Genomic DNA, 24,987 nt, shown 5'->3' on the forward strand with positions numbered 1-24,987 from the left:
TGGTGGTCACCGGTCGATGAAGTCCGGCACGTGTTCGTGGCCATGGGCTTCGTGCGCGCCGCCATAGGCGCCGCCTTCCGGGTCGAACCCGGCCTCGGTTTCCGTTACCTGGGCGCCGAGCCCTTCCAGCATCTCGCGGATCACCGTGTCGCGCCGGATCAGGATGCGGTCGTCGAGGATCTGCGCCGGCAGATGCCGATTGCCGAGCTGCCAGGCGATGGCGAGGAGATGCCGGGCGTCGCGGCCGCTGATTTGGTAGAGCTCTTCGGGCCGCGCCCGCACCGCCACCAGCCGTCCGTCGTCGAGCTGGATCGCGTCGCCATCCCGCAGCAGCGTCGCCTCGGCGAGGTCGAGCAGGAAGGCGATTCCCCCATCGGTGACCATCGCCATGCGCCGGCGATGCCGCGCGCTTTCGTCGAGCGTGATGGTGTCGGCTTCGGCCGTCCATTCGCCCGCCCGCCTGACCGAAGTCCCCACGATCATTCCGTGATTCCCTTTGCGATTTGCGCTTAAGATACTTCGCCGGCCGCCCGCTGCCAGTGCGATCATCGGTGCGGGGCTAAAAGGGGCGCTGCGATGGCGTTGCAGAACCGCGTCACGCCGCTCGGCGAGATCGTCGCCGATCCCGCCCGCGGCACGCTGATGGGCAATCGCGGCGTGCTCCACGACGATGAGCGGCGGCTGGGCCAGAGCCGCTGGAAGCACAAGCCCTGGATCGCCTGCACATTGCTGTTCAAGGGCCGCAGCCGCAAGCCGATGACGCCCGGGCGCTACACTGAACTGTTCTTCCTCGACGAGGCGACATCGCTCGCGGCGGGTCACCGGCCCTGCGCGGAATGTCGCCGCGCCGCCTTCAACGCCTTTCGTGTCGCCTGGGCAGCGGCCAACGAAAGTAATGGTCTGCCGAGCGCCGTGGAGATGGATGCCGCCTTGCACACCGCGCGGGTCGACCGCTGGACGCGGAAGCAGATCCGGCACGAGCGGCCCGCCGCCGATCTGCCGGACGGCGTCTTCATCCTGGTCAATGCCGATCCGTGGCTGGTCTGGCGGGGCCGCCTGCTGCGCTGGACGTTCGGCGGCTACGACGCGACCGCGCCGCTGCCGAGGGTCATGGCGACGGTGATCACACCCGCGCCGACCGTCGCCGCCCTGGCGGCGGGGTACTCTCCGGGCGTCCACGCCAGCGCTGCGGACGCAGGATGATGCCCGCGGACCGCTGTTGGCAGATGGCGCGAGCCTGACGTTCTATCGCTGCACCTGGCAGACCGTCCGGTCGGCGGCATCGGGCGAGCGCTCGCTGTAGAGGTCGCCGCGGGGCCCCTTCGTCCACCAGACCATGTCGTTGGCGACGTATTTGGCGCCTGACCCGGCCAGCACCCCGACGAACAGCGTCGGCTGACCGTCGATCGGCAGCAGCGCGAAATTGTTGTCCGGCAGGTTGATGTATTCGACCGACAGCGGCGTCGACTCGGCGTCGGCACCCGCCTTGCAGGCATAGGCGACGGTGGTCCGCTCGGCCGTTCCCGGCAGTTCCAGCGTCAACGTCTCGGCACTCGCGGCAAGCGTCGTCAGCGCCAGCCCGGCTATGATCGCCATGGCCCGGGGTGCCATCATTTTCGTGTTCATCATGTCCCTCCTCCCGAAGGTCGTTACCGTTCAGGAATGGCTAGAACAGAAAATAGCGCTGCGCCATCGCCAGTTCGGTGGCCGGTTCGCAGGTCAGCAGTTCGCCGTCGGCGCGGACCTCGTAGGTCTCGGGGTTCACCTCGATCGACGGGACGGCGTCGTTGAGGATCATCGAGGCCTTGGAGATGCCGCCGCGGGTGTTTTCCACGGCAAGGAACTGCTTGTCGCAGCCGAGCCGCTCGCGAAGCCCCGTGCCCATGGCGGCCGCCGAGACGAAGGTGGCGCCGATCGCGCCCGCCGCCTTGCCGAAGGCGCCGAACATCGGCCGGTAATGCACCGGCTGCGGCGTCGGGATGGACGCGTTCGGGTCGCCCATCGGCGCTGCGACGATCATGCCGCCGAGCAGCACCAGTCCCGGCTTGACCCCGAAGAAGGCCGGGTCCCAGACGACGAGGTCGGCGCGCTTGCCGACCTCGATCGAGCCGATCTCCTTCGACATGCCCTGCGCGATCGCCGGGTTGATCGTGTATTTCGCGATGTAGCGGCGGGCGCGCAGATTGTCGTTGTCGCCGGTCTCGCCCGGCAGGCGCCCGCGCTGGCGCTTCATCTTGTCGGCGGTCTGCCAGGTGCGGATGATCACCTCGCCGACGCGGCCCATGGCCTGGCTGTCCGAGGCGATGATCGAGAAGGCGCCGATGTCGTGGAGGATGTCTTCGGCCGCGATGGTCTCCTTGCGGATGCGGCTTTCGGCAAAGGCGATGTCCTCGGGGATCGACGCGTCGAGATGGTGGCAGACCATCAGCATGTCGAGATGTTCTTCGAGCGTGTTCACCGTGTACGGCCGGGTCGGGTTGGTCGAGGACGGCAGGACGTTCGGCAGGCCGCAGACTTTGATGATGTCGGGCGCATGGCCGCCGCCGGCGCCCTCTGTGTGGAAGGCGTGGATCGTGCGGCCCTTGAAGGCGGCGACCGTATCCTCGACGAAGCCGCTCTCGTTCAGCGTGTCGGTGTGGATCATCACCTGCACGTCGTATGCGTCGGCGACCGACAGGCAGCAGTCGATCGCCGCCGGCGTCGTGCCCCAGTCCTCGTGCAGCTTGAGCGCGCAGGCGCCGCCCAGCACCATCTCCTCCAGCGCCGCCGGCAGCGAGGCATTGCCCTTGCCGGAAAAGCCGATATTCATCGGCATCGCGTCCACCGCCTGCAGCATGCGCGCCATGTGCCAGGGCCCGGGCGTGCAGGTGGTCGCCAACGTGCCGTGCGCCGGCCCGGTGCCGCCGCCGAGCATGGTGGTGACGCCGGAGAACAGCGCCTCCTCGATCTGCTGCGGGCAGATGAAATGGATGTGGCTGTCGAAGCCGCCGGCGGTGACGATCTTGCCCTCGGCGGCGATCGCCTCGGTGCCGGGGCCGACGATGATGGTGACGCCCGGCTGGGTGTCGGGATTGCCGGCCTTGCCGATGCCGCAGATGCGCCCGTCCTTGAGGCCGATATCGGCCTTGTAGATCCCGGTATGGTCGAGGATCAGCGCGTTGGTGATGACCGTGTCGACGGCGCCCTCTGCCCGCGTGTGCTGCGACTGGCCCATGCCGTCGCGGATCACCTTGCCGCCGCCGAACTTCACTTCCTCGCCATAGACGGTGAAGTCCTTCTCCACCTCGATGAACAGCTCGGTGTCGGCGAGCCGGACCTTGTCGCCGGTCGTCGGGCCGAACATCGCGGCATAGGAGGAGCGGGCAATCCTGGCGGGCATGGGCAATCACTCCGGACAGCTTGGAGACGGCACGAGCGCGCCATTGCGGCGCAGCATCGCCAACCTTAGATCGGTCGCGAAAGCTTGTCTTCCCGCTATCGCCGTTTGCGGCGAAACTGCCCGACAGGGAATTCTCCATCCGGGTGAGAGGCCCGCATGCCAAGGTACAACATGATCCGCATGGCGCTTCTTGCCGCATTGCTCGCACCGTCGCCGGTGCTGGCCCAGGCCTTCGACCCCGGGCCGATGGGCAGCGTGCCCGGCTCGTCCGTCTCCGGCATGCGCATCGACGGTGCGCCGCGGCCCGCCGCCGGACCGCGCGTTCCCGGCGCGGACGTCTTCGGCGACACGGTCGAGGAGCGCGTCTACGGCAAGGATTTCGACGACAGCTATCTGCGGCCCGTCGTGCCGCGGGGCAGCAGCGAGGCAAACCGCGACTCGATCGAGCGCCGCGCCACGGAAGGCCGCTCCGACCTCAACGACATCAATGCCGGCGACTTCGCCCGCAGCGGGCCGAACGCCATCGGCGGCAGCGCGGTGACGCACGGCCGCTCCAACGGGCGGGCGATCATCCGGCGCTAGGCGCCGGGCGAGCACGCGGAACTGCTACGGGGTGTTGGAGTTGCGCTGAAGCAGATGTAGTCTCGGCTCTCGCCGGCAACCGAAAGGCGCTCCCATGCGTGCATCCCCCGCCATCACGATGGGCGTCGCAGCCGCCCTCTTCGCATTCCCGGCCCTCGCCCAGGTCGGAAGCACCGGCAGCGGCGCCTCGGGCGGCGTCGGTTCCTCAAGCAGCGTGGGTGGTTCCAGCAGCGGCGTTGGCAGCAGCAGCATTGGCGGGAGCGGCATAGGCAGCAGCGGAATCGGTAGCAGCGGCTCGACGACGAGCGGCGTCGGCTCGACCGTCACCGATCCGATCATGCCGGATACCGGCGTCGGCTCGGGCGGCGGCGCCGACGCCAATGCGGCCCGCGCCACGGAAGGCGATTCGTCGATCAACTCGCTGAATGTCGACGGACTCGCCCGCTCCGGCACCGGCGGCAGCGCCGTCAGCACGACGCTCGGCGGCGACGATGACCGCTTCCAGTCCACAGCGGGTTCCGGCTCGCCGCAGGCCTACCGGATCCCGACGCCGACGGTGGATGTCGATCTCGGCGCCATCCGCCGCGGGCTGGCGGCCGGCCCCAGCGCGACGCCCAAGGCAAACGGCGACTGACGCCGCCTGCCCACCTTCAGCGCAGGAACGCCTCGTCCACCGGCACCTGCAGCGCTTCGGCCAGCCGGTTGGTCTTGGCGGCGAGGCTGATCACGGCCAGAAGCTCGCCATATTGCGCGTCGGTCATGCCCTTGGCCCGGGCCGCCGCCGTGTGGGAATGGACGCAATAGCTGCAGCCGCTGGTCGCCGACACGGCGACGTAGAGGAGTTCGCGCGTCAGCGGGTCGAGCGCGCCCTCGGCGCCCATCACCGCCTTCACCTCCTGCCAGGTCCGCTCCAGCGACGCCGGGTCGGTGGCCAGCGCCCGCCAGAAATTGTTTACATAATCGGTTCCGCGCGTCGCCCTGATGTCGTCGAACACCGCTTTGACGCGCGGCTCGGCCGCCGCGTCGGTGACCAGCGGGCTCGTCGCCATGGCGGTCTCAGGTCAGTGCGAAGACGCGCGCCGGCCCGCCGGTGCCGCCACGATGCTTCGGCGCGCCAACGATCAGCGTCGCGCCGGTGGCCGGCATCGCGTCCAGATTGGCGATGCATTCGAGGCCCCAGCGCCCCTCCGGCAGCCAGCCGTAATGGACGGCGAAGTCCGGCGACATGCCGAAGTCGAGCGACAGCGTATCGACGGCGATGCCGACGGCAGATCCCTCCAGCAGCATCTGCACGGCCTCCAGATGGAAGCCCGGGAAATGCATCGTGCCGTCCTGATCGGCATTGCGGTACATGTCGGTGCCGAGATGCTGCTGCCAGCCGGAATTCATGGCGACGCAGCAATTCTCCGGCAGGCCGCCATTGGCGTCGATCCAGGCCTGCAGATCGTCTGGCGTCACCTGCGCGTCGGGATTTTCTGCCGCCTTCGCCTTGATGTCGATGACGACGAGCGGCGCCATCAGCTTCTCGACCGGGATCTCGGCGACCGACTGGCCGTCGGCGGAAAAGTGCAGCGGCGCGTCGACATGCGTGCCGGTGTGCTCGTTCACCCGCAGCTCGAAAAGGTTGAACTTGTCTTCGGCGAAGGAGAATTTCTGCTCCATGAAGAACTGCTGCTCGCCGAAGAAGGTCGGGAACTCCGGGTACAGCTCATGGGTCATGTCGGCGATGGTCAGCGCCCGGCCGGCCTGCGCGGCACCGGCCGGCACTGTCGCATCCTGGGCGAAGGCCGGGGCAGCGACGCTTGCCGCTGCGGCGGCGAGACCGCCGCCCAGCAGGCTGCGGCGGCTCAGCATCTGCCGCTTGACGCTTTCGATCACGCAGTGGTCACACATTACTTTGCCCCTCCGCCAGAGAAACCTGCCCGGCCCCGGACAGCTATCGCGCCATTATCGCGCGAGATGACGCAGCCGCAAAGCCTACAGCTGCCCCATCACGTTGCCGTTGAAACCGTAGACAGTCCGCGATCCGCGATAGGGCACGAGCGTGACCTCGCGGATCTGGCCCGGCTCGAAGCGGACGGCGGTGCCGGCCGCGATGTCGAGGCGCATGCCGCGCGCGGCGTCCCGGTCGAAGGCGAGCGCCGGATTGGTCTCGGCAAAATGATAGTGGCTGCCGACCTGCACTGGCCGGTCGCCGGTATTGCCGACTTCCAGCGTCACGGCGACGGCGCCCTCGTTGAGGGTGATATCGCCGTCGCCGGTGATGATCTCGCCGGGAACCATGCGCTCGCTCCGGGGCTTCAGGCGGCCATCAGATAGAGGCCGGCGACTGCAGAGGCGGCGCCGAGGCCACGCACCAGCAGCGGGCTGCCGACGCGCGCCAAGCCGGCGCCGAGGCCGATACCGACCAGATGCAGGCCGGCGGTTGCGAGAACGAAGCCGATGCCGAACGACATCGCACCGGCGCTGCCCAGTTCACCGCCATGCGCCGAGCCGTGGAACAGCGCGAAGGCGCCGACGACGGCCGCAGCCGCAGCAACCGGCAGCCGCACGGCGGCGGCGATCAACAGGCCCACCGCGACGACCGAGGCAAGGATGACCGGCTCGACGAAGGGCAGCGGGAAGCCCGCGACCGCCATGGCATAGCCGACGCCCATCATCGCGACGAAGGCCGTCGGCACGACCCAGAGCGCCCGCCCACCGATCATCGCCGCCCAGATGCCGACGGCCACCATCACCAGGATGTGGTCCCAGCCGAACAGCGGATGCGAGACGCCGGCCATGAGCGACCCATGCTCGTGCGGATTGAGATGAGCGAAGGCGGGAGCGGTCGCGGCAGCGAGCGTGGCGGCGGTGAGCGAAAGGCGTTTGAACATGAATGTCTCTCTTTGATCGACAGGCGCCCCGGTTTGGGTCGCGTCCTTCCCCCTTGATGAATCGGGGGCGCGGCGATCATGTAAGCCCGCCTTCTGGCTGTCAAAGCCTTTCTCGCAGTGCACCCGGGATCGCCCCCATGACCGGTGGAAGCAATTGCGAAACGATAACGCGAGATCGCCGCCGCACTGCAAAACTCCGGAAACCAACCGGCGGATAGAACGTTCTCGAACGGCCGCATCGACAGACGAGGCCCGCTTAAGACACGCTTCAGGCAGGCTGGAGCACCGGCGAACAACGACCGGTGCCTGCTGCCGACAACAGGTTGGAGTCGACAGATGCTGAGATCATCCGTGATCGCGGCGACGCTTATCTATTCGTGCCTGCCGGCGGGCAATACGGAACCGCTGCTGGTGCGCACCGTGACGCTCGGCGGCGTCACCGGCGCGGCCTATTATTCGCGGCTAGAGCAGGGCTACCGCTTCGTCGGCGGCAGGCCGCCCGTGGACGCCATCCCCAGCGAACCCATCGCCCTGTCCTCCCTGGAGACCGAAGAAACCCCGGAGGACGCGGTCCCCGGCATGGAAGCGGAGGCCGCAGGGGCGCGCTGAGCCGTCAGGTGCCCGTGCCGGTCAGCGGATCGGCTCGTGCACCGTCACCAGCTTGGTCCCGTCCGGAAACGTCGCCTCGACCTGCACGTCGTGGATCATCTCGGCGATGCCCTCCATCACCTGGTCGCGGGTGACGACGTGGGCACCGGCTTCCATCAGTTCGGCAACGGTCCTTCCGTCGCGCGCTCCCTCGACGACAAAGTCGGTGATCAGCGCGATCGCTTCCGGATGATTGAGCTTCACGCCCCGCTCGAGGCGGCGCCGGGCGACCTGCGCGGCCATGGAAACGAGGAGCTTGTCCTTCTCGCGGGGGGTCAGCTGCATTCCTGATTCCTCATGATGTCGTCATAGCGACCATACGCGGGGCACCGGCGCGTTTGCCAGTGCCGCGAGCACCGGAATCAGCCGCTTGCGCAGCGCAAAGCCGGTGGGTGCCAGCAACCGCATCACCATGAGCCCGCCGACCAGGCTGGCGCCGCCGCTGACGCCGACCAGCGCCCGGACCACCGCGAGCTTCATCTCGACGTCCGGCGCATGGGCGACGACGGTGGCCAGCGCGCGGTTGCCCGACAGGCTGGCGGGCCCTGTGGTCGCCGCCGCGATGGCGCCGGAGAGATGCAAATCGTCGGCGAAGGCCAGCCTGCCGTCGACGCGGATCCGCCAGCTTTCGTGCAGCAGGCCGCTCTCGACGGTCTCGCCCATCAGCTCGCGGCCGAGAATGATGCTTTCGCAGAGCACGAAGCGGGATGACGATTCCGCCTCGACAGTCAGCGAGCGGCGCACGGCCCCCGCCTCGAACAGGATCGTCTCCTGCGGCAGCCAGGCAAAGCCCGCGTCCTCGCCGATCCGGACGTGCGTCGCCACCCCGGCATGCCCGGAGGAAGCCCGGTAGATCCGTTCGCAGGCCTGGGTGGTCACCGTCAGATGCGCGCCCTTAGCCACGCCGAACTGCTGGTCGAGGCGGTCGCCGCCGGTCAGCCCGCCGGATGTGTTGATCAGCACCGCCTCGGCCTCGGCGGCCGGCAGCCGCGGAAAGCGCAGCTTGAGGCAGCCGGCCTGGTGCAGGCGCTGCAGCCGCGAGCGGCCGGCGACGAGGCGGAAATCCGCGGCGACCGCACCGACGGCGCGCTGCATCGGGACGCTTGCGGCGGGTACGGCGCTCCTGGCGAGAACGGCCGTCATCGCCGGGCCATCCCGGATTGCAGTACCGCGGCTTCCGGCCATGCCGGCACCGCTGCGGCTAGAGCTCGAGCACGTCCGACTTGAACTTCTCCAGCGAGATCCGCCACCAGTCCATCGTGTCCTCGAGATTGGCGCGGGCTACGCCGTGGCGCAGGTTGACGTCCAGTTCCAGCACCGGATCGTCCTCGCTGTCCATGTAGGCCTTGGCAAACCGCTTCTCCCGGTTCCAGGCGCCGATCGCGTCGGGCTTCACCACCGCATCGTCCCAGGAGGCATAGAACTGGATGCTCTTGCAGTCGGCGCCTTCCGCGTCGCAGTCGTAGAAGAAGATCGCGTAGAGCGTGCCGTCGATCCGGCCCTTGACGTAGGTCGTGTCGCCCTTCTCGATCGTCGCCGAGCCGAAGCCCCTGGCGAGCGCCGCGATCGTCTCCATGTCGCTCGCCTTCACCAGTTCCTCGGCGCGCGCCGGCGATCCCCAGGCCGCCAGCGCCATCAACAAGAGCACGAAACGCAATGGCCGATCCTCCCCGGACCGCGGCACAGCCTGTGGCGGCCGGGGCGATCCCGGGTGCGGGCGGTCGGCGATTGCTAGCATGACGCCGGGTCGCTTCCAAGATGGCGTTCAGACCGTCAGGTGCCGGCGCACCGCCGGATCGTCGAGGCCCTCGGCCCGCCCCTCGAAGACGATCACGCCGCGATCCATGATGTAGACCTTGTCGGCGAGCTCGCGGCAGAAATCGAGATACTGCTCGACCAGGAGGATCGCGAGGCCCGAGTGCTCCTTGAGGTAGCGGATCGCCCGGCCGATATCCTTGATGATCGACGGCTGGATGCCTTCGGTCGGCTCGTCGAGCACCAGAAGCTGCGGCCGCGTCACCAGCGCCCGGCCGATGGCGAGCTGTTGCTGCTGGCCGCCGGAGAGGTCGCCGCCGCGCCGCCCGAGCATGTCCTTCAGCACCGGGAACAGCTCGAAGACGTGGTCGGGGATCGTCCGGTCGGCCGATTTCAGCGGCGCAAAGCCCGTCTGCAGATTCTCGCGCACCGTGAGCAGCGGGAAGATCTCGCGGCCCTGCGGCACGAAGCCGATGCCCTTGCGCGCCCGGTTGTAGGGCGCCTGCCGGCCGAGGCTCTGGCCGTCCAGGGCGATCTCGCCGGCCCTTATCGGCTGCTGGCCGACGATGGCCCGCAGGAGCGACGTCTTGCCGACGCCGTTGCGCCCGAGGACGCAGGTGATCTCGCCCTTCTTCGCAGCCAGCGACACGCCCCGCAGCGCCTGCGCCGCACCGTAATAGAGGTCGACATTGGCAACGGTCAGCATGGCTCGCTCCTCGCGGCGAAGGCTTCGTCGGGAAGCTGGGGCATGATCGATCTCGTATGTCCGCGGCCCTTGTGTTTCGTCATCCTCGGGGCCCTGCAAGTCGTCATCCTCGGGCCCCGTCCCGAGGATCCAGAGCAGCGCTGCCACCGGCCGCGCGCCGCTGAATGGCTCCGCGACAAGGGACGGCCGACAGTCTGGCCAAGGCTCGCAACCTCCACCGTCCTGGATCCTCGGGACGGAGCCCGAGGATGACGACGCGTAGTAGGCGTCATCCCGGCGGGCACGATGCTGCCCTCACCGCCCAAGATACACCTCGATCACTCGCGGGTCTTTCGAGACGTGGTCGAGCGTGCCTTCCGACAGCACCGAGCCCTCGTGCAGGCAGGTCACCTTCACCGCCAGTTCGCGGACGAAATGCATGTCGTGCTCGACCACCACGACCGAGCGGGTCTCGGCGATCTCGCGCAAGAGCCGCGCGGTCTCCTCGGTCTCGGCGTCGGTCATGCCGGCGACCGGTTCGTCGACTAGGAGCAGTTCCGGATCCTGGGCGAGCAGCATGCCGATCTCCAGCCATTGCTTCTGGCCGTGCGAGAGGTCTGCCGCCAGCGTCCGGCGCTTCGGCGACAGCCGCGTCGTGTCGAGGATGCGGGCGATCGCCGCCCGCTCGCCGTCGTCCTTGCGATGCACGAGGGCGGTGAAGATCGAGCGCGAGCCGGCGAGCGACAGGCGGAGATTGTCCTCCACCGTGTGGCCCTCGAACACGGTCGGCTTCTGGAACTTCCGGCCGATCCCCATGCCGGCGATCGCCGCCTCGTCGTGGCGGGTGAGGTCGACGTCGCCGTTGAAGTAGACTTCGCCGGAATCCGGCTTCGTCTTGCCGGTGATGATGTCCATCATCGTCGTCTTGCCGGCGCCGTTCGGTCCGATGATCGCGCGCATCTCGCCGCGCACCAGCACCAGCGACAGATTGTTGATCGCCTTGAAGCCGTCGAAGCTCTTGTTGACGCCGTCGAGATAGAGCAGCGTTTCCCGGCGCGCCTCGCCCGGCGGATTGCGCAACGCCTCCTCCCGGCGCGCGCTCGCATAGGGGTGCGGCGAGACGGCGGCCGGCGTCATCGGTGTGGGATCGAGCACGGTCATCGCCTACTCCGCCGGGTTCGCCGCGGCGACGCGGTCGTCTACCGCCTCGCCCTCTTCGGCGCGTTTCGCGGCGCGGCGGGCGCGCCAGCCGCCCCAGCCGTGATCGAACGTGCCGACGATGCCGCGCGGCATGAACAGCGTGACGAAGACGAACAGGCCGCCGAGGACGAACAGCCAGTATTCCGGCGCGATCGCCGTAAAGGTGCTCTTGGCGAAATTGACGATGAGGGCGCCGAGGATCGGCCCGATCAGCGTCGCGCGGCCGCCGACCGCGGCCCAGACCACGACCTCGATCGAGTTCACCGGCGCGAATTCGCCGGGATTGATGATGCCGACCTGCGGCACGTAGAGCGCGCCGGCGATCCCCGCCATGACCGCCGACACGGTGAAGGCGAAAAGCTTCACATGCTCCGGCCGCCAGCCGATGAAGCGGGTGCGACTTTCGGCATCGCGCACCGCAACCATCAGCTTGCCGAGCTTGGAGCGGGTGATCCAGCCGACGAACAGGACGGCGATGGCGAGCGCGATACAGCTCGCCGAGAACAGCGCCGCCCGCGTCGTCGCCGCCTGGATCGGGTAGCCGAGAATGTCCTTGAAGTCGGTCAGGCCGTTATTGCCGCCGAACCCCATGTCGTTGCGAAAGAAGGCGAGCAGCAGCGCATAGGTCATCGCCTGGGTAATGATCGACAGATACACGCCGGTGACGCGGCTGCGGAAGGCGAAATAGCCGAAGACGAAGGCGAGCAGCCCCGGCACCAGCACCACCATGATCGCCGCGAACCAGAACTGGTCGAAGCCGGTCCAGTACCAGGGCAGTTCCTGCCAGTTGAGGAACACCATGAAGTCCGGCAGCACCGGATTGCCGTAGACGCCGCGCGGGCCGATCTGGCGCATCAGATACATGCCCATCGCATAGCCGCCGAGCGCGAAGAACGCGCCGTGGCCGAGCGACAAGATGCCGACATAGCCCCAGACGAGATCGAGCGAGAGCGCCAGCAGCGCAAAGCAGATGTATTTGCCGATCAGCGGCACGAGATAGGGCGGCACGTGCAGCGGGTGGCCGGCGGGCAGCCAGAGGCTCGCCGCCGGCACCAGCACCGCCGCGGCGACCAGCGCGACGACCAGGAACCAGACCCTTGGGCCGAGGAATCGCGCGAGGATCATGCGTCGACGAACCTCCCCTTCTGGGCGAACAGGCCGCGGGGCCGCTTCTGGATGAACAGGATGATCAGCACCAGGACGACGATCTTGCCGAGCACCGCGCCCGCATAGGGCTCGAGGAACTTGTTGAGGATGCCCAGACTCATCGCCCCGACCAGCGTGCCCCAGAGATTGCCGACCCCGCCGAACACCACCACCATGAAGGAGTCGATGATGTAGCCCTGGCCGAGATCCGGCGAGACATTGTCGATCTGGCTGAGCGCCACCCCGGCGATGCCGGCGATGCCGGAGCCGAGCGCGAAGGTCATGGCGTCGACCCAGGGTGTGCGGATGCCCATCGCGGAAGCCATCTTGCGGTTCTGGGTGACGGCGCGCATCTGCAGGCCGAGCGAGGTGCGGTTGAGCACGACCAGGAGGCCGGCGAACACCACCAGCGAGAAGACGATGATCCACAGCCGGTTCCAGGTGATCGCCATCATCCCGACCTCGAAGGCGCCGGACATCCATTCCGGATTGCCGACCTCGCGGTTGGTCGGGCCGAAGATGGTGCGGACCGCCTGCTGCAGGATCAGCGACACGCCGAAGGTGGCGAGCAGCGTCTCCAGCGGCCGGCCGTAAAGGAAGCGGATCAGGAAGCGCTCCATGATCAGGCCGACCGTGCCGGAGACGAGGAACGCCAGTGGCAGGGCGATCGCCAGCGACCAGGAGAAGAGTTCCGGCGCGCTCGTGCGGATCGCCTCTTGCACGACGAAGGTCGTGTAGGCGCCGAGCATCACCATCTCGCCATGCGCCATGTTGATGACGCCCATGACGCCGAAGGTGATGGCCAGGCCGATCGCCGCGAGCAGCAGCACCGAGCCAAGGGACAGCCCGTACCAGATGTTCTGCATCTGGTACCAGAAGGCGATATTGCCCTCGATCGTGGCAATGGCTGCCTCGGCGGCGGACTTGGCTTCCAGATCGTCGGTGGCGCCGGCAAAGCGGATGAGCAGCGTCAGCGCCTCGCGGTCGCCGCGTCCTTCCATGACGGCCGCAGCCTCTGCCTTCTCCTCGGCGGGACGGTCGGAGGCGAGGATGGCAGCGGCCAGCGCCTCCTCCATGCGCGCCTTGACGGCCGCGTCCTCTTCCTCGGCGATCGCCACCTCGAGCGGCTCGATCATCGCCGGATCGCCGTCGGAAAACAGCGTCGAGGCGGCCCGCATGCGCTGCGCCGGATCGTCGGACCCGAGCGTCAGCGCGCCGAGCGCCGTCGAGATGTCGTTACGGATGGAATTCTTGATGCGGACCTTGGTCAGGTCGCCGGCCGGGGCCGTGCCCACCTCCTCGCCGGTCAGCGGATCGAGCAGGGTGACGGAGTCGGAACCGCGGCCGATGAACACCGCCTCGTCGCTCTTGCGCCAGTAGAGGCTGCCGTCGCCGAGTGCCCGCAGCGCACGCGCCACGTCGGCATTGCCGGTGGCGGCAAGCTCGGCGATCACCGCCTCGGTGTCCGAAAAGCTCTGCTTGCCGCCGAATTTCTGGATGATTGCCGCGGCGTCGCCATCCTGCGCGTTGGCAGTGGCCGAGACTGCGATCGTGCCCGGAACCAGCAGGAGGAGTGCGAGGCACCAGCGCGCAAGAAGGGCCATGAAAATTCCTGTACCGGTGGAGACAGTGGCGGGGACGGCCGCTTGACCGTCCCCGCGAGAGGCTCGCTCTTGGGAGAAGCGAGCCTCGACAGACCTGGGGGTGCTTACTGGGCAGCCGCGGCCGAAGCGCCGCCGCAGGTCTTCGTCTCGGTGTTGTAGTTCCCGCAATTGATCGGGTCGGTCCAGTCGGCCTCCAGGGGCTTGGACTCCGGCAGGAAGTCCGACCAGGCGTCGCCGGGGACCAGTTCCTCGGTCTCGCTGACGATGTCGAACTGGCCTTCGGCGTTGATCTCCCCGATCAGCACCGGCTTGGTGATGTGGTGGTTCGGCAGCATGGTGGAGACGCCGCCGGTGAGGTTGGCCTGCTCGATGCCCGGCAGGGCGGCGATGACCGCGTCGGCCTCGGTCGTGCCGGCCTTCTCGACGGCCTTCACCCACATGTTGAAGCCGATATAGTGGGCTTCCATCGGGTCGTTGGTCACGCGCTCCTCGTTGCCGATGAAGGCCTTCCACTTCTCGATGAACTCTGCGTTCTCCGGCGTGTCGACCGACATGAAGTAGTTCCAGGCGGCGAGGTGGCCGACCAGCGGGCCGGTGTCGATGCCGGCGAGTTCTTCCTCGCCGACCGAGAATGCCACTACCGGGATATCGGTCGCGGCGATGCCCTGGTTGGCGAGTTCCTTGTAGAACGGCACGTTGGCGTCACCGTTGACGGTCGAGACGACCGCGGTCTTCTTGCCGGCCGAGCCGAATTCCTTGATCGCGGCGACTTCGGTCTGCCAGTCGGAGAAACCGAACGGCGTGTAGTTGATCTTGATGTCCTCGGCCGCGACGCCCTTGTCCATCAGATACTGCTCGAGGATCTTGTTGGTGGTGCGCGGATAGACGTAGTCGGTGCCCTCGAGCACCCAGCGCTCGACGCCTTCTTCCATCAGATAGTCGACGGCCGGGATCGCCTGCTGGTTGGGGGCGGCGCCGGTGTAGAAGATGTTCTTCGACGATTCCTCGCCCTCGTACTGGACCGGGTAGAACACCACGGTGTTCAGCTCCTCGGCGACCGGTAGGATCGACTTGCGCGACACCGACGTCCAGCAGCAGAACACCGCCGCGACGTCCTGCGCGGAGACCAGGTCGCGCATGCGCTCGGCAAACAGCGGCCAGTCGGAGGCCGGATCGACGACGACGGCCTCGAGCGGCCGGCCGAGCAGGCCGCCCTTCTTGTTCTGCTCGTCGATGAGCATCAGCATGACGTCCTTGAGGGTCGTCTCGGAGATCGCCATCGTGCCGGAGAGCGAGTGCAGGACGCCGACCTTGATCGGCTCCCCGCTCGGCGCGTCCTGGGCGGCGGCTCCGGTGAGCGCCACGCCTGTCATTGCCGCCGCGGCGGCAAGGCCCCGGATCCATTTGAAGGGTGAGTTCATGCGCCATCTCCACTCGTTTCGGCCCCGACGCGGTCGGGTTACGAATGAAACGGAGCAAAGCCCGTGCCAATCTCGGCAGATGCGCGGGCAGCGTCGGCGTACTGTGCCTCGTATGGAGTCACGCAGCCCGGGCCGCGCTCAATAATTCGGCAGGCGTATCATCCGGACTTAAACTGCGCCTATTAAACGGGCAGCTGCGCAATTTTTCTACGCAGATGCCACGCCTTGCGTCAGATCGGCTGCTTGCGCTCTTCCGGCCAGCCGCATTCCCAGCGTTTGACCGTCCATTGCGGATGGTCCCCGACCCAGGCGGCGACATAGGGCGTCGACAGCATCATGCATTGCGCCAGCGAGCCGCGGCTCTCGTAGGCGAGCCGCTCCTCGCGGCAGGACGAGGGGTCTGAGACCAAGCAGACGGTCAGGATCAGGTCGATCATCATGTCACTCCCGGAGTGGGTGCCCTGCCGGCGTCATGCCGCAAGCCGAAGCTACGGACGGAACGGCGCCTGGATGCTTTTCTAGGGCCGGCAACCGCGCGCGGCAGGGCCACTGCGACAGGATGTGGCAGGCGCCATCATCGAAAGCCCGGGGCAGAGGCATGTGACCGTCCGGCGCAGGGCCGAGGTCACACCGGCAGGAAGATCTCGCCCTTGCCGAGCACCGCCGTGTCTCCGCCGATCCGCCGCATCGGGGCGCCGTCGAAGGGCAGCGGCGCGAGTTCGCCAGCGGCGAGTTCCCGCGCCATCACCCGCAGGATCAGGAGGTCGGCTGGGCCGTTGTCGAGGAAGGTCGGGCCGAGGCGCTCGGCACCGCCGCAGAGGATCAGCGTGCCGCGCTTCATCAGCCGCCCGGGCGTGCCGCGGGCGATGCCGCCGGCGATCAGCGTTCCGGCGATCATCCGGCTGCCGGCATCCTCGCCGAGTTCGCCGGCGACCATGATCGTGCCCCGGCGCATCCGGTCGGCGGCGCGGCTGCCGGCGCTGCCCCCGACGCGGATCGCGCCGCCGCGCATGCCGGCCATCTCGCCCGGCATGGGCCCGCCGAGCCGCTGCCCGGCATTGCCGCCGATCGACAGGAAGCCGCCGCTCATGCCGGACCCCGCGAGCCCGCCGACCGAACCGGAAACCGTCAGCCGCCCGCCTTGCATCAGCCGGCCGACGCGCCAGCCCGCATCGCCCTCGACATGGATCTCGCCGCCGTCCAGCGCCTCGCCGATCCGGTCGAACCGGTCCGAGCCGCCCTCGAAGCGGATCGAGGCCGCGTCGCTGCCGTCGAGGGCGAACACGTCGCCGACCGTCAGCAGCTGCCGCGTCGTGCCGACCGGCAGCGCCGCGATCTCGGCCGTCGACAGGCCGGCGAGCCGGGCCGGCGTCAGCACCGACAGGTCGAGCCGCTGCTCGGGCTCGGCCTTCTTGCGGAAGGTCAGGCCGCTCATGGCAGGATATCCTTGAGGTGGAAGTGATGCGGCCCGAGATTGCCGCCGTAATTGCCGGCGCCGATCCGCAGCGCCCCCTCGTCGGGCCCGAGGTCGACGGCCGCCTTCAGCCCGGCGCGCATGGCTTCTGCCACCGCATCGGCGCTCAGCCCGTCGATGACGATCTCCAGCACCGAGCCGATTTCGGGCCCCAGCGCGGAAGGCGTGACGCCCTTCAGCGTCGGGCAGTAGGCGTCGTTGGTCGAGGCCATCATGCCCTTGTACTTGCCGCCGACCTTGGAGCCGGAGCGCACGATCCCGCCGGGGAACGGCATGATCACGTCCGGCACGGCGCGCATCGCCTCGACGGCGGCTTCGGCCGCCGCCAGCGCCTGGCGCGAGCCGCGGGCAAGGAACAGGAGATTGCCGCCGCCGACCCCCTGGGACGTGATGCCGGTCTTCGCCTCGCAGAGGAACTCGCCCTCCATCACTGGCATGCGCCAGAAGTGCTTGTCGCCGAACTTCTTGGAGATCTGCCAGCCATCGGCGAAATAGCGGATCGCCGAGCCGAGATCGATCTCGCTCTCCCCGGCCAGATCGGCATAGCAGGCGGACGACGGGCTGGTCAGGATGCACTGGCCGAGCCGCGTGCCGAGCTGTTTGACGACCCCCGCCCTGTCCATCGAGAACAGGAGGATGCGCATGCCCGGGCGACCGTCCCGGCTTTCCTCTGGCGGCACGATGCGGTCGATCCCCGCCTCGCAGCCGCAGGCGATCACCGAGGTGGCGAAGCCGGTGAAGGAGCGCGCCGCCTCGAGCGCCCATTTCTCGCTGTCGGCCGTCACCTGGATCGCCGTCCCGCTCATCGGGAAGGCTTCGGCGAAGGTGTCGTCGATGACGACGCCGTTGATCGTCGCGGCGGTGTTCATGTCCGGCATGCCACCACCCTGAACGATTCGCCCTGCCCGATGGCGTGTTCCGGCACCTCGAACCATTTGGCCGGCAGGCCGTAGCGATCGTCGAAATAGGTCTCCAGCCGCCGCGCCATCGCTCTGTCGGGCTCGGGCCGCACGGTGAGCGTGCGGCCGGTCGTGCGGTTCACCACCTGGCCGTCCTTCACGACCAGCGTCCCGTCCTTGAAGACATAGGCGGCTCTGCCGAACATCGCCGCCTTGTCGGCGCCCGGCCGATAGACCGCGATGTCGCCGACCGCCCCGGCACCGAGATGCCCGCGATCGGGCGTGCCGAGCAGCCGCGCCGGCGCCGCGCGGGTCATCGTCGCGATCTCGTCCAGCGTGTATTCGCGGGTGATCTCGGCCAGCGTCGTCATCGCCAGCACCGATTTCGGCAGCGCCTCCAGCCAGCGCTGGCGGACGTTGCGGTCCATCAGCAGCGCGAAGATCTCCGGATAGGCGGTGAACGGCGCGCCGTTCGGATGGTCGGTGGTGAAGAACACCCGCGACGGGTCGTCGATCAGGAGGAACAGCTCCAGCCCGATCGCCCATTGCAGCGCGTTGAAGTAGCTGGATTTCTTGTATTCCATCGGCACGACGCCGCCGCCATTCGCCTCGTGGTCGAAGATCACCGACTTGCCGGGGCTCGCCTGCGCCCGGCCGACGAACTGCCGCAGCTCGTCGGAGGAGATCGTCACGGTCTGGCCGAACATGACCTGGCCGATGTCGACCGTGACTTCCTTCGTGCGGTTCACCAGTTCCGCCAGCCGCTGGCCCTCGGAGGAGAAGCGGCGCTCGCCCCCCGTTCCGTAGCCGTAGAACTGCAGATGCGCCAGATGCAGCGGCTGTCCCTCGGCGGCCTCGATGGTCGCCACGGCGGACGCGGCGGAGTCGCCCGGAACGCCGAGATTGTTGCAGTGGACGTGCAGCGGATGCGGGATGCCGAGCTGCGTCACCGCCGCCTGCAGCGTCTTGACGATGCGCCGCGAAGTGACGCCGTAGTCCGGCACCTCGTCGTCGAAATCGAACTTGCGGACGTTCTCCTTGAAGGCGGCCGAGCCGCCGGCATTGATGCATTTGACGCCCAGCGCGCGGGACGCCGAGACGGTCCAGGCGACATAGTCCTCGATGGCGTTCTCGCTCTCGCCGTTGCGGATCATCGACATCAGGAAATCGTCGTTGCCGAGCACGACCAGCGTCGCCTTGTCGATGATCGGGATGTCGGCAAGCTCGAGATGCGCGTGCAGCGCCGAGGACGGCGCCATCGCCGGCTCGACCACGGTGGTGAAGCCCATCTCGGCGTAGCGCAGGCCCGTTTCCTCGGTCGTCCAGCCGACGCGCGACAGCGCGGTCGTATCCGGCCGTGCCTGGAACGCCCGATGGAATTCCGGCAGCAGCAGCCGTGCCGTGTTCACGTGGCCGCCGGCGATGTGCGAGTGGATGTCGATGGCGCCGGCCATGACGATCAGGCCCTTGCAGTCGATCGTCTCGCCCGCCTCGCGCCCGTCGCTCGGCGCCTCGACCACCACCCCGTCCTCGACATAGATGTCGCCGACCGCGTCGACGCCATTGGCCGGATCGACGACGTGCCCGTCCTTGAGACGCGTCAGCATGAGCAGTCCTCGTTGATCATCGTCTTCATGCGGCGGCTCCCGTCGTCGCATTGCCGAGCGCGGCGGCGATCGCCGCGAGTACATCCGCGGCTGGCGGCTGCGCTCCGGTTTCCGTCGCGGCGAACGGCACGAAACCGCCGAAGCGCTCATTGTGGAGGACGCCGTCGTGGTCACGTCCTGCCATACCCGCGTCGAAGCGGATCCTCGGCGGGTTCGTCCATGCGGCGGATCCCTCGCCGATGGCTATGACCGGCAGGCGGCCCGACCATTCCGGCTCCGGCGACGCCGCGCCGGCGAGGCCGGCAACGTGGACCGCCAGATCCGCCTCGCCCGAAGCGATCAGATGCCCGGCGTCGTAGAGGTCGGGGTCATGGTCGGCGAAACCGCGTCCGAAGCCGACCCGCAGCGGGAAGCCGGTCGTCCACGTCGCCACCAATGCGGCACCGAAGGCCTGCTCCGGGCCGAACAGCGGCAGGCTGGTGAAACGGGTCTCAGCGTTGAGGTCGAAGACGAGGCCCGAGAGCATCTCGATAGCCAGTTCGTCCATTTCCGCGACGGCGAAGATGGCGCAGCCGAAGCCCGCTCCCTTTACCCATGCGGCGATCGCTGCGGCCTGCTCGCCGGTAATCGGCCCCTCGCCGAAGCGATGACCGGCGACGGCCGCCCGGATCATCGACAGCGCATCGGCGATGCCCTCCGCTGGGCAGGCGATGGGCTCGACGGAAGCTCGTGGAATGTCGGCACCGCCCTCGGGGGCGCCGAGCCAGCGGATTTCGCGCTTGCCGCGTGTCTCTCTGCCGAGGTCGGGCTCGTGGTCGAACAGGAAGTCCGGCAGATCGGGCGACTGCGCGAAGGCGTCGCCGACGATGAGGACGCGGTCGGCGCGCCGACGGATTTCGGCAGGGGCGCCGATCATCATGCCGCTGTCGCGGATCGCCGTGATCGCGGGATAGATCGCGGCTGACGCCTGGTGGTCGATCACCGCCCCGGCGATCCGGGCAAGGCCGAGGGCGGCGCGGATCCCGGCGACATCCGTCGCCAGTCCCGTGACCACCGGCAATCGGCTGCCGCCGATGAGCGCTGCCGCCGCAGCGACGGCTTCCGGCACCGATACCGGCCGGCCGTCGATCCATGCATGTCCCAAAACGAATCGCTTCCTGTGCCCTGTCGCCAAGATACCGCCTCGACCGGCGAGGTCAAAGTCCCCGCCGTTCCGGCATCAGTGCTTGTCGTATTTGATATAGGCAAAGCGCGGGTCGTCGGGCGTCCCGGAAAGCGGGCCGTCTTCCTTGCCCGGCTGCCAGTTCACCACTTCCTCGATCTTCTTCGCCAGCGCGAAGTCCGAGTCGGTGATGCCCTTGGCGGCATGGTTCATCAGCCGCACCTCGACCCAGGCGTAGGAAGCGGTGATGTCGGGATGGTGGAAGGCCGCCTCGGCGAGATGGCCGACGGTGTTGATCACCATCAGCGTGCCCTTCCAGCCATGCGTCTTGTAGGTCCGCCGGATCCAGCCGTCCTCGAGCCGCCATGTCGGCAGCTCCTTCGCCAGCCGTTCGGTGACCTCCTGGTCGGTATAGGTCTTCGCTGCCATGGCCATCTCCCCTTGCCGCATCCGTGCTCGCCCCGATAATAGGGTGCGGGCACCCGGAAGGCAGGGGACAAATTGACAGAGGACGTCGTCAGCGTCTCGGCGCCCGCGCGCCTGCATCTCGGCTTCCTCGATCCGGGCGGCCGATCGGGCCGGCGATTCGGCGGAATCGGGCTGGCGCTGGCCGAGCCGGCGACCCGCCTGTCGATCCGCCGCGCGCCCGAGGACCGGGCCGACGGGGCGGAGGCCGGGCGCGCTCTCGCGCATTTGAACGCCATGCGCCGGCATCTCGGCCTCGGCGACCGGCGCTATGCACTCACCTTTTCGGAAACCATCCCGCCGCATGCCGGCCTCGGTTCCGGCACCCAGCTGGCGCTCGCCGTGGCCACCGGCCTGCGGGCGATCGAGGGGCTGGCGCCGGACCCTGCCGGCGACGCCGCGCTTCTCGGGCGGGGCAACCGTTCCGGCCTCGGCGCCGCCTTCGTCAGTGCCGGCGGCGTCGCGGTCGACGGCGGCAAGGGGCCGACCGACGTGCCGCCGCCGATCATCGCCCGCCTGCCGTTTCCCGACGAGTGGCGGGTCCTGCTGGTCCTCGACCCCCGAACCGAAGGGTTTCACGGCGAGGACGAGCTCAAGGCCTTCGCCAGCCTTCCGGCCTTCGCCGAGATCGACACCGCGCTGATCTGCCGGCTCGTACTGCTGGAGGCACTGCCGGCTCTCGCCGAAGCCGACATCGCCGGCTTCGGCGCGGCCATCGCGACGATCCAGCAGATGGTCGGCAGCCATTTCGCCCCCGCCCAGGGGGGGATCTTCACCAGCCCGGCCGTGGCCCGCGTCTGTGCCATGCTCGCTGCCGAAGGCGCGCATGGGATCGGGCAGAGTTCCTGGGGCCCCACTGGCTTTGCCTTCGCACCCTCGCAGGAGGAGGCTGACCGTCTCTCCCGCACAGTCGCCGAAGCCGTCGCCGAGGCCGGGCTGACGCTGCGCGTCGTCGCCGGCCGCAATGCCGGCTCGCGCATCGAGCGGTCGCCGCTCCGGCGCATCGCCGGCACCGGCTGAGCCGCGACGCGGACATCACCGACAAGGACCCGGTGCACGCCACCCGGGCAAAACGACATCCAAACTGGAGGAAACGAGAATGGCCGAAAAGAACATCCTGCACATGCTGACGCCGCACAAGCATGTCAGCCCGTTCGACGTGAACATGGCGCTCGACGCCGGCTATGACGCCGTGGTCCCCTACGAGGCGGTCGAGCTCGACGAGATCGGCGATCTCGTCCAGGACGTCATCTTCTCGCGCCCGCCCAATGTCGGCGTCCGGAGCGCCGTGTTCTTCGGCGGCGACGACGCGGTGCTGGCGCTCGACATGATCGATGCGGCGAAGAAGGCACTGGTGCCGCCCTTTGCCTGCAACATCATGGCCGATCCTGCCGGTTCGTTCACCACCGCCGCGGCCATGGTTGCCTGCGTCGAGCGGACCCTGAAGACCAAGAAGCAGAAGGCGCTCAAGGACGTCACCATCGCGGTCTTCGGCGCCACCGGCGTCGTCGGCTACTGCGCCGCGGTGATCGCCGCCCTGGAAGGCGCGAAGGTGAAGATCGTCGGCTATAGCGGGCTGGAGCGGGTCGAGGCGCGTGCCCGCGAAATGAAGGAACGCTTCGGCGCCGACGTCGAGGCGGTGGACGGGTCGAGTGACGAGAAGAACACGGAGATCGTCAAGGAGGTCGAGGTGATCCTGTCGGCAGCCAAGGCGGGCGTGCAGGTGCTCAGCGCGGCCCAGCTGAAGGCGGCGACGCGGCTGCTCGTGGCCGCCGACGTGAATGCCGTGCCGCCGCTGGGGCTGGAGGGCATCGACGTGATGGCCGACGAGGCGCCTATCCCGGGCACCGACGCGCTGGGCATCGGCGCGCTGGCCGTCGGGCCGATGAAGTCGAAGACCGAATACGGGCTGCTGAAGCGCATGATCGAGGCGAAGGAACCGCAGGTCCTCGACTTTCGTGATGCCTTCCAGCTTGCGCGAACGCTCGTGTCGTGAGCGACCGGCCATCCGTCCTCGCTGCCGCCTTCTCGGCGCGACAGATCGCCGAAAGTGCCCGGCTTGCCGGGGTTGACGCGCTGGCGCTCGACTTCTTCGGCGACAGCGACCTCGCGGCAGCAGCGCGGCGGAGCGAGGTGCTGCACGGCCATTACCCGGACGGGTTCGACGCCGACGCGCTGATTGCGGCGCTGGAGCGCCTGGCCGACGGCATGGCGCCGATCGGCTTCGTTTACGGTGCTGGCTTCGAGGACCGGCCGGAACTGCTCGAGGCGATCGGCGCGCGCTGGCCGATCCTCGGCACCGACCCGGCGACGCAGCGCCGGCTGAAGGACCCCGAGACCTTCGCCGCTCTGTGCGCGGAAGCCGGAGTTGCGCATCCACCGATCGGTCGTGATCTGCCCGCGGATCCCGCCAACTGGCTGTCGAAGAAGATCGGCGGCGCCGGCGGCAGCCATGTCGTGGCAGCGACTGGCCAACCGCCGGCGCCGGACCGCTATTACCAACGTGTCGTCGCCGGCGAGCGCATCTCGCTTGCCTTCGTTGCCGCCGGCACGCGCTGCGCGTTCCTCGGCTTCACCCGGCAGTGGACCGTCCCCTCCGCCGCCGAGCCCTACCGCTATGGCGGCGCGGTGGGGCCACTGCCGGATCCGGTGCCGCAGGGACCGGCGATGCAGGCCGCCGTGACGGCGATCCTCGCGCTTCTGCCGCTCGTCGGCATGGCCAGCGCCGATTTCGTCCTGACGGCGAACGGGCCGGTGCTGCTGGAGATCAACGCGAGGGCCGGCGCGACGCTCGACGTCTTCGAGAGCGCGGCCCAGCCACTGCTGGCGCTGCATCTGGCGGCCTGTCGCGGCGAACTGCCGGAACGTGTATCCGGCCCCGGCATCATCCGCGCCGCAGGCCTTGCCTGGACGGAGAGCGACATCGATCTGCCGGCAGGCTTCGCCTGGCCGGATTTCACCCGCGACCGCACGACGCCGCCGGCCAGCTTTGCCGCCGGCCAGCCGCTGTGCACGGTGGTCGCCGAGGCGGAAACGGAGGAGGCCGCGACGGCGCTGTTCGAACGGCGCGTGGCGGATTTGAGAGAACGATTCGAGAGGAAAGCGGCATGAGCCGGACGGAGACCTTGTCGGTCAATGCGGGGGCGCTCCCGCTGATCGAGACAATGCGGGCACGCGCCGCCGAACTGCGCGTCGCGTTTTCGACCGGCGCTGCCGGCGAGACGTTGGTCGACGCCGGCGCCAGCGTGCAGGGCAGCCTGGAAGCCGGGCGGCTGATGACCGAAATCTGCCTCGGCGGCCTCGGCGACGTGGCGATCGGCACCTCGCCCGGCCTGTCGCGCTGGCCGTTCACGCTGACGGCGCGCACCGCGAGCCCCGTCATCGCCTGCCTCGGCAGCCAGTATGCCGGCTGGCAGCTCGTCAGCGAGGAAGGCGAAGAGAGCTATTTCTCCATGGGATCAGGCCCCGCCCGGGCGCTGGCCGGCCGCGAGCCGCTGTTCAAGGACATCGCCTATGCCGACCGCAGCGAATATGCGGTGCTGGTGCTGGAAGCCGGCGGCCCGCCGCCGGAGCCGCTGGTCCGCCGCATCGCCGCCGATTGCGACGTCGCACCGGAAAACCTCACCATCGTCTTCGCCCCGACCCAGAGCCTCGCCGGCTCGGTGCAGATCGTCGGCCGCGTCGTCGAGGTGGCGCTGCACAAGGCGCACGAGCTGAAATTCGACCTGACGAACATCGTCGAGGGCATGGGAACGGCACCGCTGCCGCCGCCGCATCCGGACTTCATCACCGCCATGGGCCGCACCAACGACGCCGTCATCTACGGCGGGCGGATCCTCCTGCACGTCAACGGCCCGGCGTCGGAGGCCCGGCGGCTCGCCGAGAATCTGCCGAGCTCCACCGCCAGCGACCACGGCACGCCCTTCGCCGAGATCTTCCGCCAGTACGACGGCGATTTCTACAAGATCGACCCGATGCTGTTCTCCCCTGCGGAGGTCGCCGTGGTGGCGCTCGAGACCGGCGAGACGTTCCGCGGCGGCGCAATCCACGCCGCCCTCGTCGACGCCTCGTTCGGCTGAGGCGG

At 68.5% G+C, this 24,987-nt stretch carries 29 protein-coding genes; 8 read left to right on the plus strand and 21 right to left on the minus strand.

Annotated elements, in window-relative coordinates:
* Positions 1 to 6 precede the first annotated feature (6 nt).
* Positions 7 to 483 carry an urease accessory protein UreE gene (locus GGR03_RS11755; protein ID WP_183208253.1) on the minus strand — a complete coding sequence of 159 codons (477 nt, stop codon included), beginning with the start codon at positions 481 to 483 and terminating at the stop codon, positions 7 to 9.
* Between the two features lie 93 nt (positions 484 to 576).
* On the opposite strand from GGR03_RS11755, the gene GGR03_RS11760 reads away from it, so the two are divergent.
* Positions 577 to 1,203 carry a hypothetical protein gene (locus GGR03_RS11760; protein ID WP_183208256.1) on the plus strand — a complete coding sequence of 209 codons (627 nt, stop codon included), beginning with the start codon at positions 577 to 579 and terminating at the stop codon, positions 1,201 to 1,203.
* A 42-nt stretch (positions 1,204 to 1,245) separates the two neighbouring features.
* Here the strand turns inward: GGR03_RS11760 and GGR03_RS11765 are convergent, their stop codons facing one another.
* Positions 1,246 to 1,626 carry an MliC family protein gene (locus GGR03_RS11765; protein ID WP_246367916.1) on the minus strand — a complete coding sequence of 127 codons (381 nt, stop codon included), beginning with the start codon at positions 1,624 to 1,626 and terminating at the stop codon, positions 1,246 to 1,248.
* Positions 1,627 to 1,666: 40 nt separating this feature from the next.
* Positions 1,667 to 3,379, minus strand: a complete 1,713-nt coding sequence (gene ureC / locus GGR03_RS11770) for an urease subunit alpha (protein ID WP_183208258.1) — start codon at positions 3,377 to 3,379, stop codon at positions 1,667 to 1,669.
* A gap of 156 nt (positions 3,380 to 3,535) precedes the next feature.
* On the opposite strand from ureC, the gene GGR03_RS11775 reads away from it, so the two are divergent.
* Complete coding sequence (locus GGR03_RS11775; protein ID WP_183208260.1) at positions 3,536 to 3,961, plus strand: hypothetical protein; 426 nt, start codon at positions 3,536 to 3,538, stop codon at positions 3,959 to 3,961.
* A 94-nt stretch (positions 3,962 to 4,055) separates the two neighbouring features.
* Positions 4,056 to 4,595 carry a hypothetical protein gene (locus GGR03_RS11780; protein WP_183208262.1) on the plus strand — a complete coding sequence of 180 codons (540 nt, stop codon included), beginning with the start codon at positions 4,056 to 4,058 and terminating at the stop codon, positions 4,593 to 4,595.
* A 16-nt stretch (positions 4,596 to 4,611) separates the two neighbouring features.
* Here GGR03_RS11780 and GGR03_RS11785 read toward each other — a convergent pair whose 3' ends face one another.
* The 4 genes from GGR03_RS11785 to GGR03_RS11800 all read right to left on the minus strand — a co-directional run bounded on the left by GGR03_RS11785 (position 4,612) and on the right by GGR03_RS11800 (position 6,837).
* Positions 4,612 to 5,010 carry a carboxymuconolactone decarboxylase family protein gene (locus GGR03_RS11785; RefSeq protein ID WP_183208264.1) on the minus strand — a complete coding sequence of 133 codons (399 nt, stop codon included), beginning with the start codon at positions 5,008 to 5,010 and terminating at the stop codon, positions 4,612 to 4,614.
* A gap of 7 nt (positions 5,011 to 5,017) precedes the next feature.
* Positions 5,018 to 5,854: a cyclase family protein gene (locus tag GGR03_RS11790; protein WP_183208266.1), complete on the minus strand. Its 837-nt coding sequence runs from the start codon at positions 5,852 to 5,854 to the stop codon at positions 5,018 to 5,020.
* Between the two features lie 84 nt (positions 5,855 to 5,938).
* Positions 5,939 to 6,244 carry an urease subunit beta gene (locus tag GGR03_RS11795; RefSeq protein ID WP_183208268.1) on the minus strand — a complete coding sequence of 102 codons (306 nt, stop codon included), beginning with the start codon at positions 6,242 to 6,244 and terminating at the stop codon, positions 5,939 to 5,941.
* A gap of 17 nt (positions 6,245 to 6,261) precedes the next feature.
* A complete protein-coding gene (locus GGR03_RS11800; RefSeq protein WP_183208270.1) occupies positions 6,262 to 6,837 on the minus strand; it encodes a HupE/UreJ family protein in 576 nt (191 codons plus the stop codon).
* Positions 6,838 to 7,173: 336 nt separating this feature from the next.
* Between GGR03_RS11800 and GGR03_RS11805 the strand changes: the two genes are divergently transcribed.
* Complete coding sequence (locus tag GGR03_RS11805; RefSeq protein ID WP_183208272.1) at positions 7,174 to 7,446, plus strand: hypothetical protein; 273 nt, start codon at positions 7,174 to 7,176, stop codon at positions 7,444 to 7,446.
* 21 nt (positions 7,447 to 7,467) lie between these two features.
* Here the strand turns inward: GGR03_RS11805 and GGR03_RS11810 are convergent, their stop codons facing one another.
* The 14 genes from GGR03_RS11810 to GGR03_RS11875 all read right to left on the minus strand — a co-directional run bounded on the left by GGR03_RS11810 (position 7,468) and on the right by GGR03_RS11875 (position 20,867).
* Positions 7,468 to 7,770: an urease subunit gamma gene (locus GGR03_RS11810; protein ID WP_183208274.1), complete on the minus strand. Its 303-nt coding sequence runs from the start codon at positions 7,768 to 7,770 to the stop codon at positions 7,468 to 7,470.
* Between the two features lie 21 nt (positions 7,771 to 7,791).
* Entirely contained in the window at positions 7,792 to 8,628 is an 837-nt protein-coding gene (locus GGR03_RS11815) for an urease accessory protein UreD (protein WP_246367918.1), read from the minus strand.
* Between the two features lie 58 nt (positions 8,629 to 8,686).
* Positions 8,687 to 9,133 carry a YbjN domain-containing protein gene (locus GGR03_RS11820; RefSeq protein WP_252920261.1) on the minus strand — a complete coding sequence of 149 codons (447 nt, stop codon included), beginning with the start codon at positions 9,131 to 9,133 and terminating at the stop codon, positions 8,687 to 8,689.
* A gap of 117 nt (positions 9,134 to 9,250) precedes the next feature.
* The gene (gene urtE, locus GGR03_RS11825) at positions 9,251 to 9,946 is read right to left on the minus strand and encodes an urea ABC transporter ATP-binding subunit UrtE (RefSeq protein ID WP_183208278.1); all 696 of its coding nucleotides are present in this window, start codon (positions 9,944 to 9,946) and stop codon (positions 9,251 to 9,253) included.
* A 294-nt stretch (positions 9,947 to 10,240) separates the two neighbouring features.
* Positions 10,241 to 11,086: an urea ABC transporter ATP-binding protein UrtD gene (gene urtD, locus GGR03_RS11830; RefSeq protein ID WP_246367920.1), complete on the minus strand. Its 846-nt coding sequence runs from the start codon at positions 11,084 to 11,086 to the stop codon at positions 10,241 to 10,243.
* A 3-nt stretch (positions 11,087 to 11,089) separates the two neighbouring features.
* Positions 11,090 to 12,250: an urea ABC transporter permease subunit UrtC gene (urtC, locus tag GGR03_RS11835; RefSeq protein ID WP_183208280.1), complete on the minus strand. Its 1,161-nt coding sequence runs from the start codon at positions 12,248 to 12,250 to the stop codon at positions 11,090 to 11,092.
* Positions 12,247 to 13,875 carry an urea ABC transporter permease subunit UrtB gene (gene urtB / locus GGR03_RS11840; protein WP_183208282.1) on the minus strand — a complete coding sequence of 543 codons (1,629 nt, stop codon included), beginning with the start codon at positions 13,873 to 13,875 and terminating at the stop codon, positions 12,247 to 12,249. The genes urtC and urtB overlap by 4 nt, the downstream gene beginning before the upstream one ends.
* Before the next feature lie 104 nt (positions 13,876 to 13,979).
* Positions 13,980 to 15,296 carry an urea ABC transporter substrate-binding protein gene (urtA, locus tag GGR03_RS11845; protein WP_183208284.1) on the minus strand — a complete coding sequence of 439 codons (1,317 nt, stop codon included), beginning with the start codon at positions 15,294 to 15,296 and terminating at the stop codon, positions 13,980 to 13,982.
* Between the two features lie 230 nt (positions 15,297 to 15,526).
* Positions 15,527 to 15,733 (minus strand): hypothetical protein, encoded by a 207-nt coding sequence (locus GGR03_RS11850; RefSeq protein WP_418884946.1) that lies wholly within the window; start codon positions 15,731 to 15,733, stop codon positions 15,527 to 15,529.
* A 188-nt stretch (positions 15,734 to 15,921) separates the two neighbouring features.
* On the minus strand, positions 15,922 to 16,731 hold the full coding sequence (locus GGR03_RS11855) for a formylmethanofuran dehydrogenase subunit C (protein WP_183208287.1): 810 nt from the start codon (positions 16,729 to 16,731) through the stop codon (positions 15,922 to 15,924).
* Positions 16,728 to 17,648: a formylmethanofuran--tetrahydromethanopterin N-formyltransferase gene (gene fhcD / locus GGR03_RS11860; RefSeq protein WP_183208288.1), complete on the minus strand. Its 921-nt coding sequence runs from the start codon at positions 17,646 to 17,648 to the stop codon at positions 16,728 to 16,730. Before fhcD ends, GGR03_RS11855 begins: the two co-directional genes overlap by 4 nt.
* The gene (locus GGR03_RS11865) at positions 17,636 to 19,276 is read right to left on the minus strand and encodes a formylmethanofuran dehydrogenase subunit A (RefSeq protein ID WP_183208289.1); all 1,641 of its coding nucleotides are present in this window, start codon (positions 19,274 to 19,276) and stop codon (positions 17,636 to 17,638) included. Before GGR03_RS11865 ends, fhcD begins: the two co-directional genes overlap by 13 nt.
* Before the next feature lie 25 nt (positions 19,277 to 19,301).
* Entirely contained in the window at positions 19,302 to 20,420 is a 1,119-nt protein-coding gene (locus GGR03_RS11870; protein WP_183208290.1) for a molybdopterin-binding domain-containing protein, read from the minus strand.
* Positions 20,421 to 20,495: 75 nt separating this feature from the next.
* Positions 20,496 to 20,867, minus strand: a complete 372-nt coding sequence (locus GGR03_RS11875; RefSeq protein ID WP_183208291.1) for a 4a-hydroxytetrahydrobiopterin dehydratase — start codon at positions 20,865 to 20,867, stop codon at positions 20,496 to 20,498.
* Between the two features lie 72 nt (positions 20,868 to 20,939).
* Here GGR03_RS11875 and GGR03_RS11880 point away from each other — a divergent pair, with 72 nt between their 5' ends.
* From GGR03_RS11880 to mch, 4 genes are all read left to right on the plus strand, one after another.
* Positions 20,940 to 21,923 carry a beta-ribofuranosylaminobenzene 5'-phosphate synthase family protein gene (locus GGR03_RS11880; RefSeq protein ID WP_183208292.1) on the plus strand — a complete coding sequence of 328 codons (984 nt, stop codon included), beginning with the start codon at positions 20,940 to 20,942 and terminating at the stop codon, positions 21,921 to 21,923.
* Between the two features lie 79 nt (positions 21,924 to 22,002).
* Positions 22,003 to 22,899, plus strand: a complete 897-nt coding sequence (locus GGR03_RS11885; RefSeq protein ID WP_183208293.1) for an NAD(P)-dependent methylenetetrahydromethanopterin dehydrogenase — start codon at positions 22,003 to 22,005, stop codon at positions 22,897 to 22,899.
* A complete protein-coding gene (locus GGR03_RS11890) occupies positions 22,896 to 24,014 on the plus strand; it encodes an ATP-grasp domain-containing protein (protein ID WP_183208294.1) in 1,119 nt (372 codons plus the stop codon). Before GGR03_RS11885 ends, GGR03_RS11890 begins: the two co-directional genes overlap by 4 nt.
* A complete protein-coding gene (gene mch / locus GGR03_RS11895; protein ID WP_183208296.1) occupies positions 24,011 to 24,982 on the plus strand; it encodes a methenyltetrahydromethanopterin cyclohydrolase in 972 nt (323 codons plus the stop codon). Before GGR03_RS11890 ends, mch begins: the two co-directional genes overlap by 4 nt.
* The last annotated feature ends 5 nt before the right edge of the window (positions 24,983 to 24,987 follow it).

Origin of the sequence: Aurantimonas endophytica (genome assembly GCF_014196845.1) — a bacterium.
In the GTDB taxonomy this organism is placed as follows: Bacteria; Pseudomonadota; Alphaproteobacteria; order Rhizobiales; family Rhizobiaceae; genus Aurantimonas; species Aurantimonas endophytica.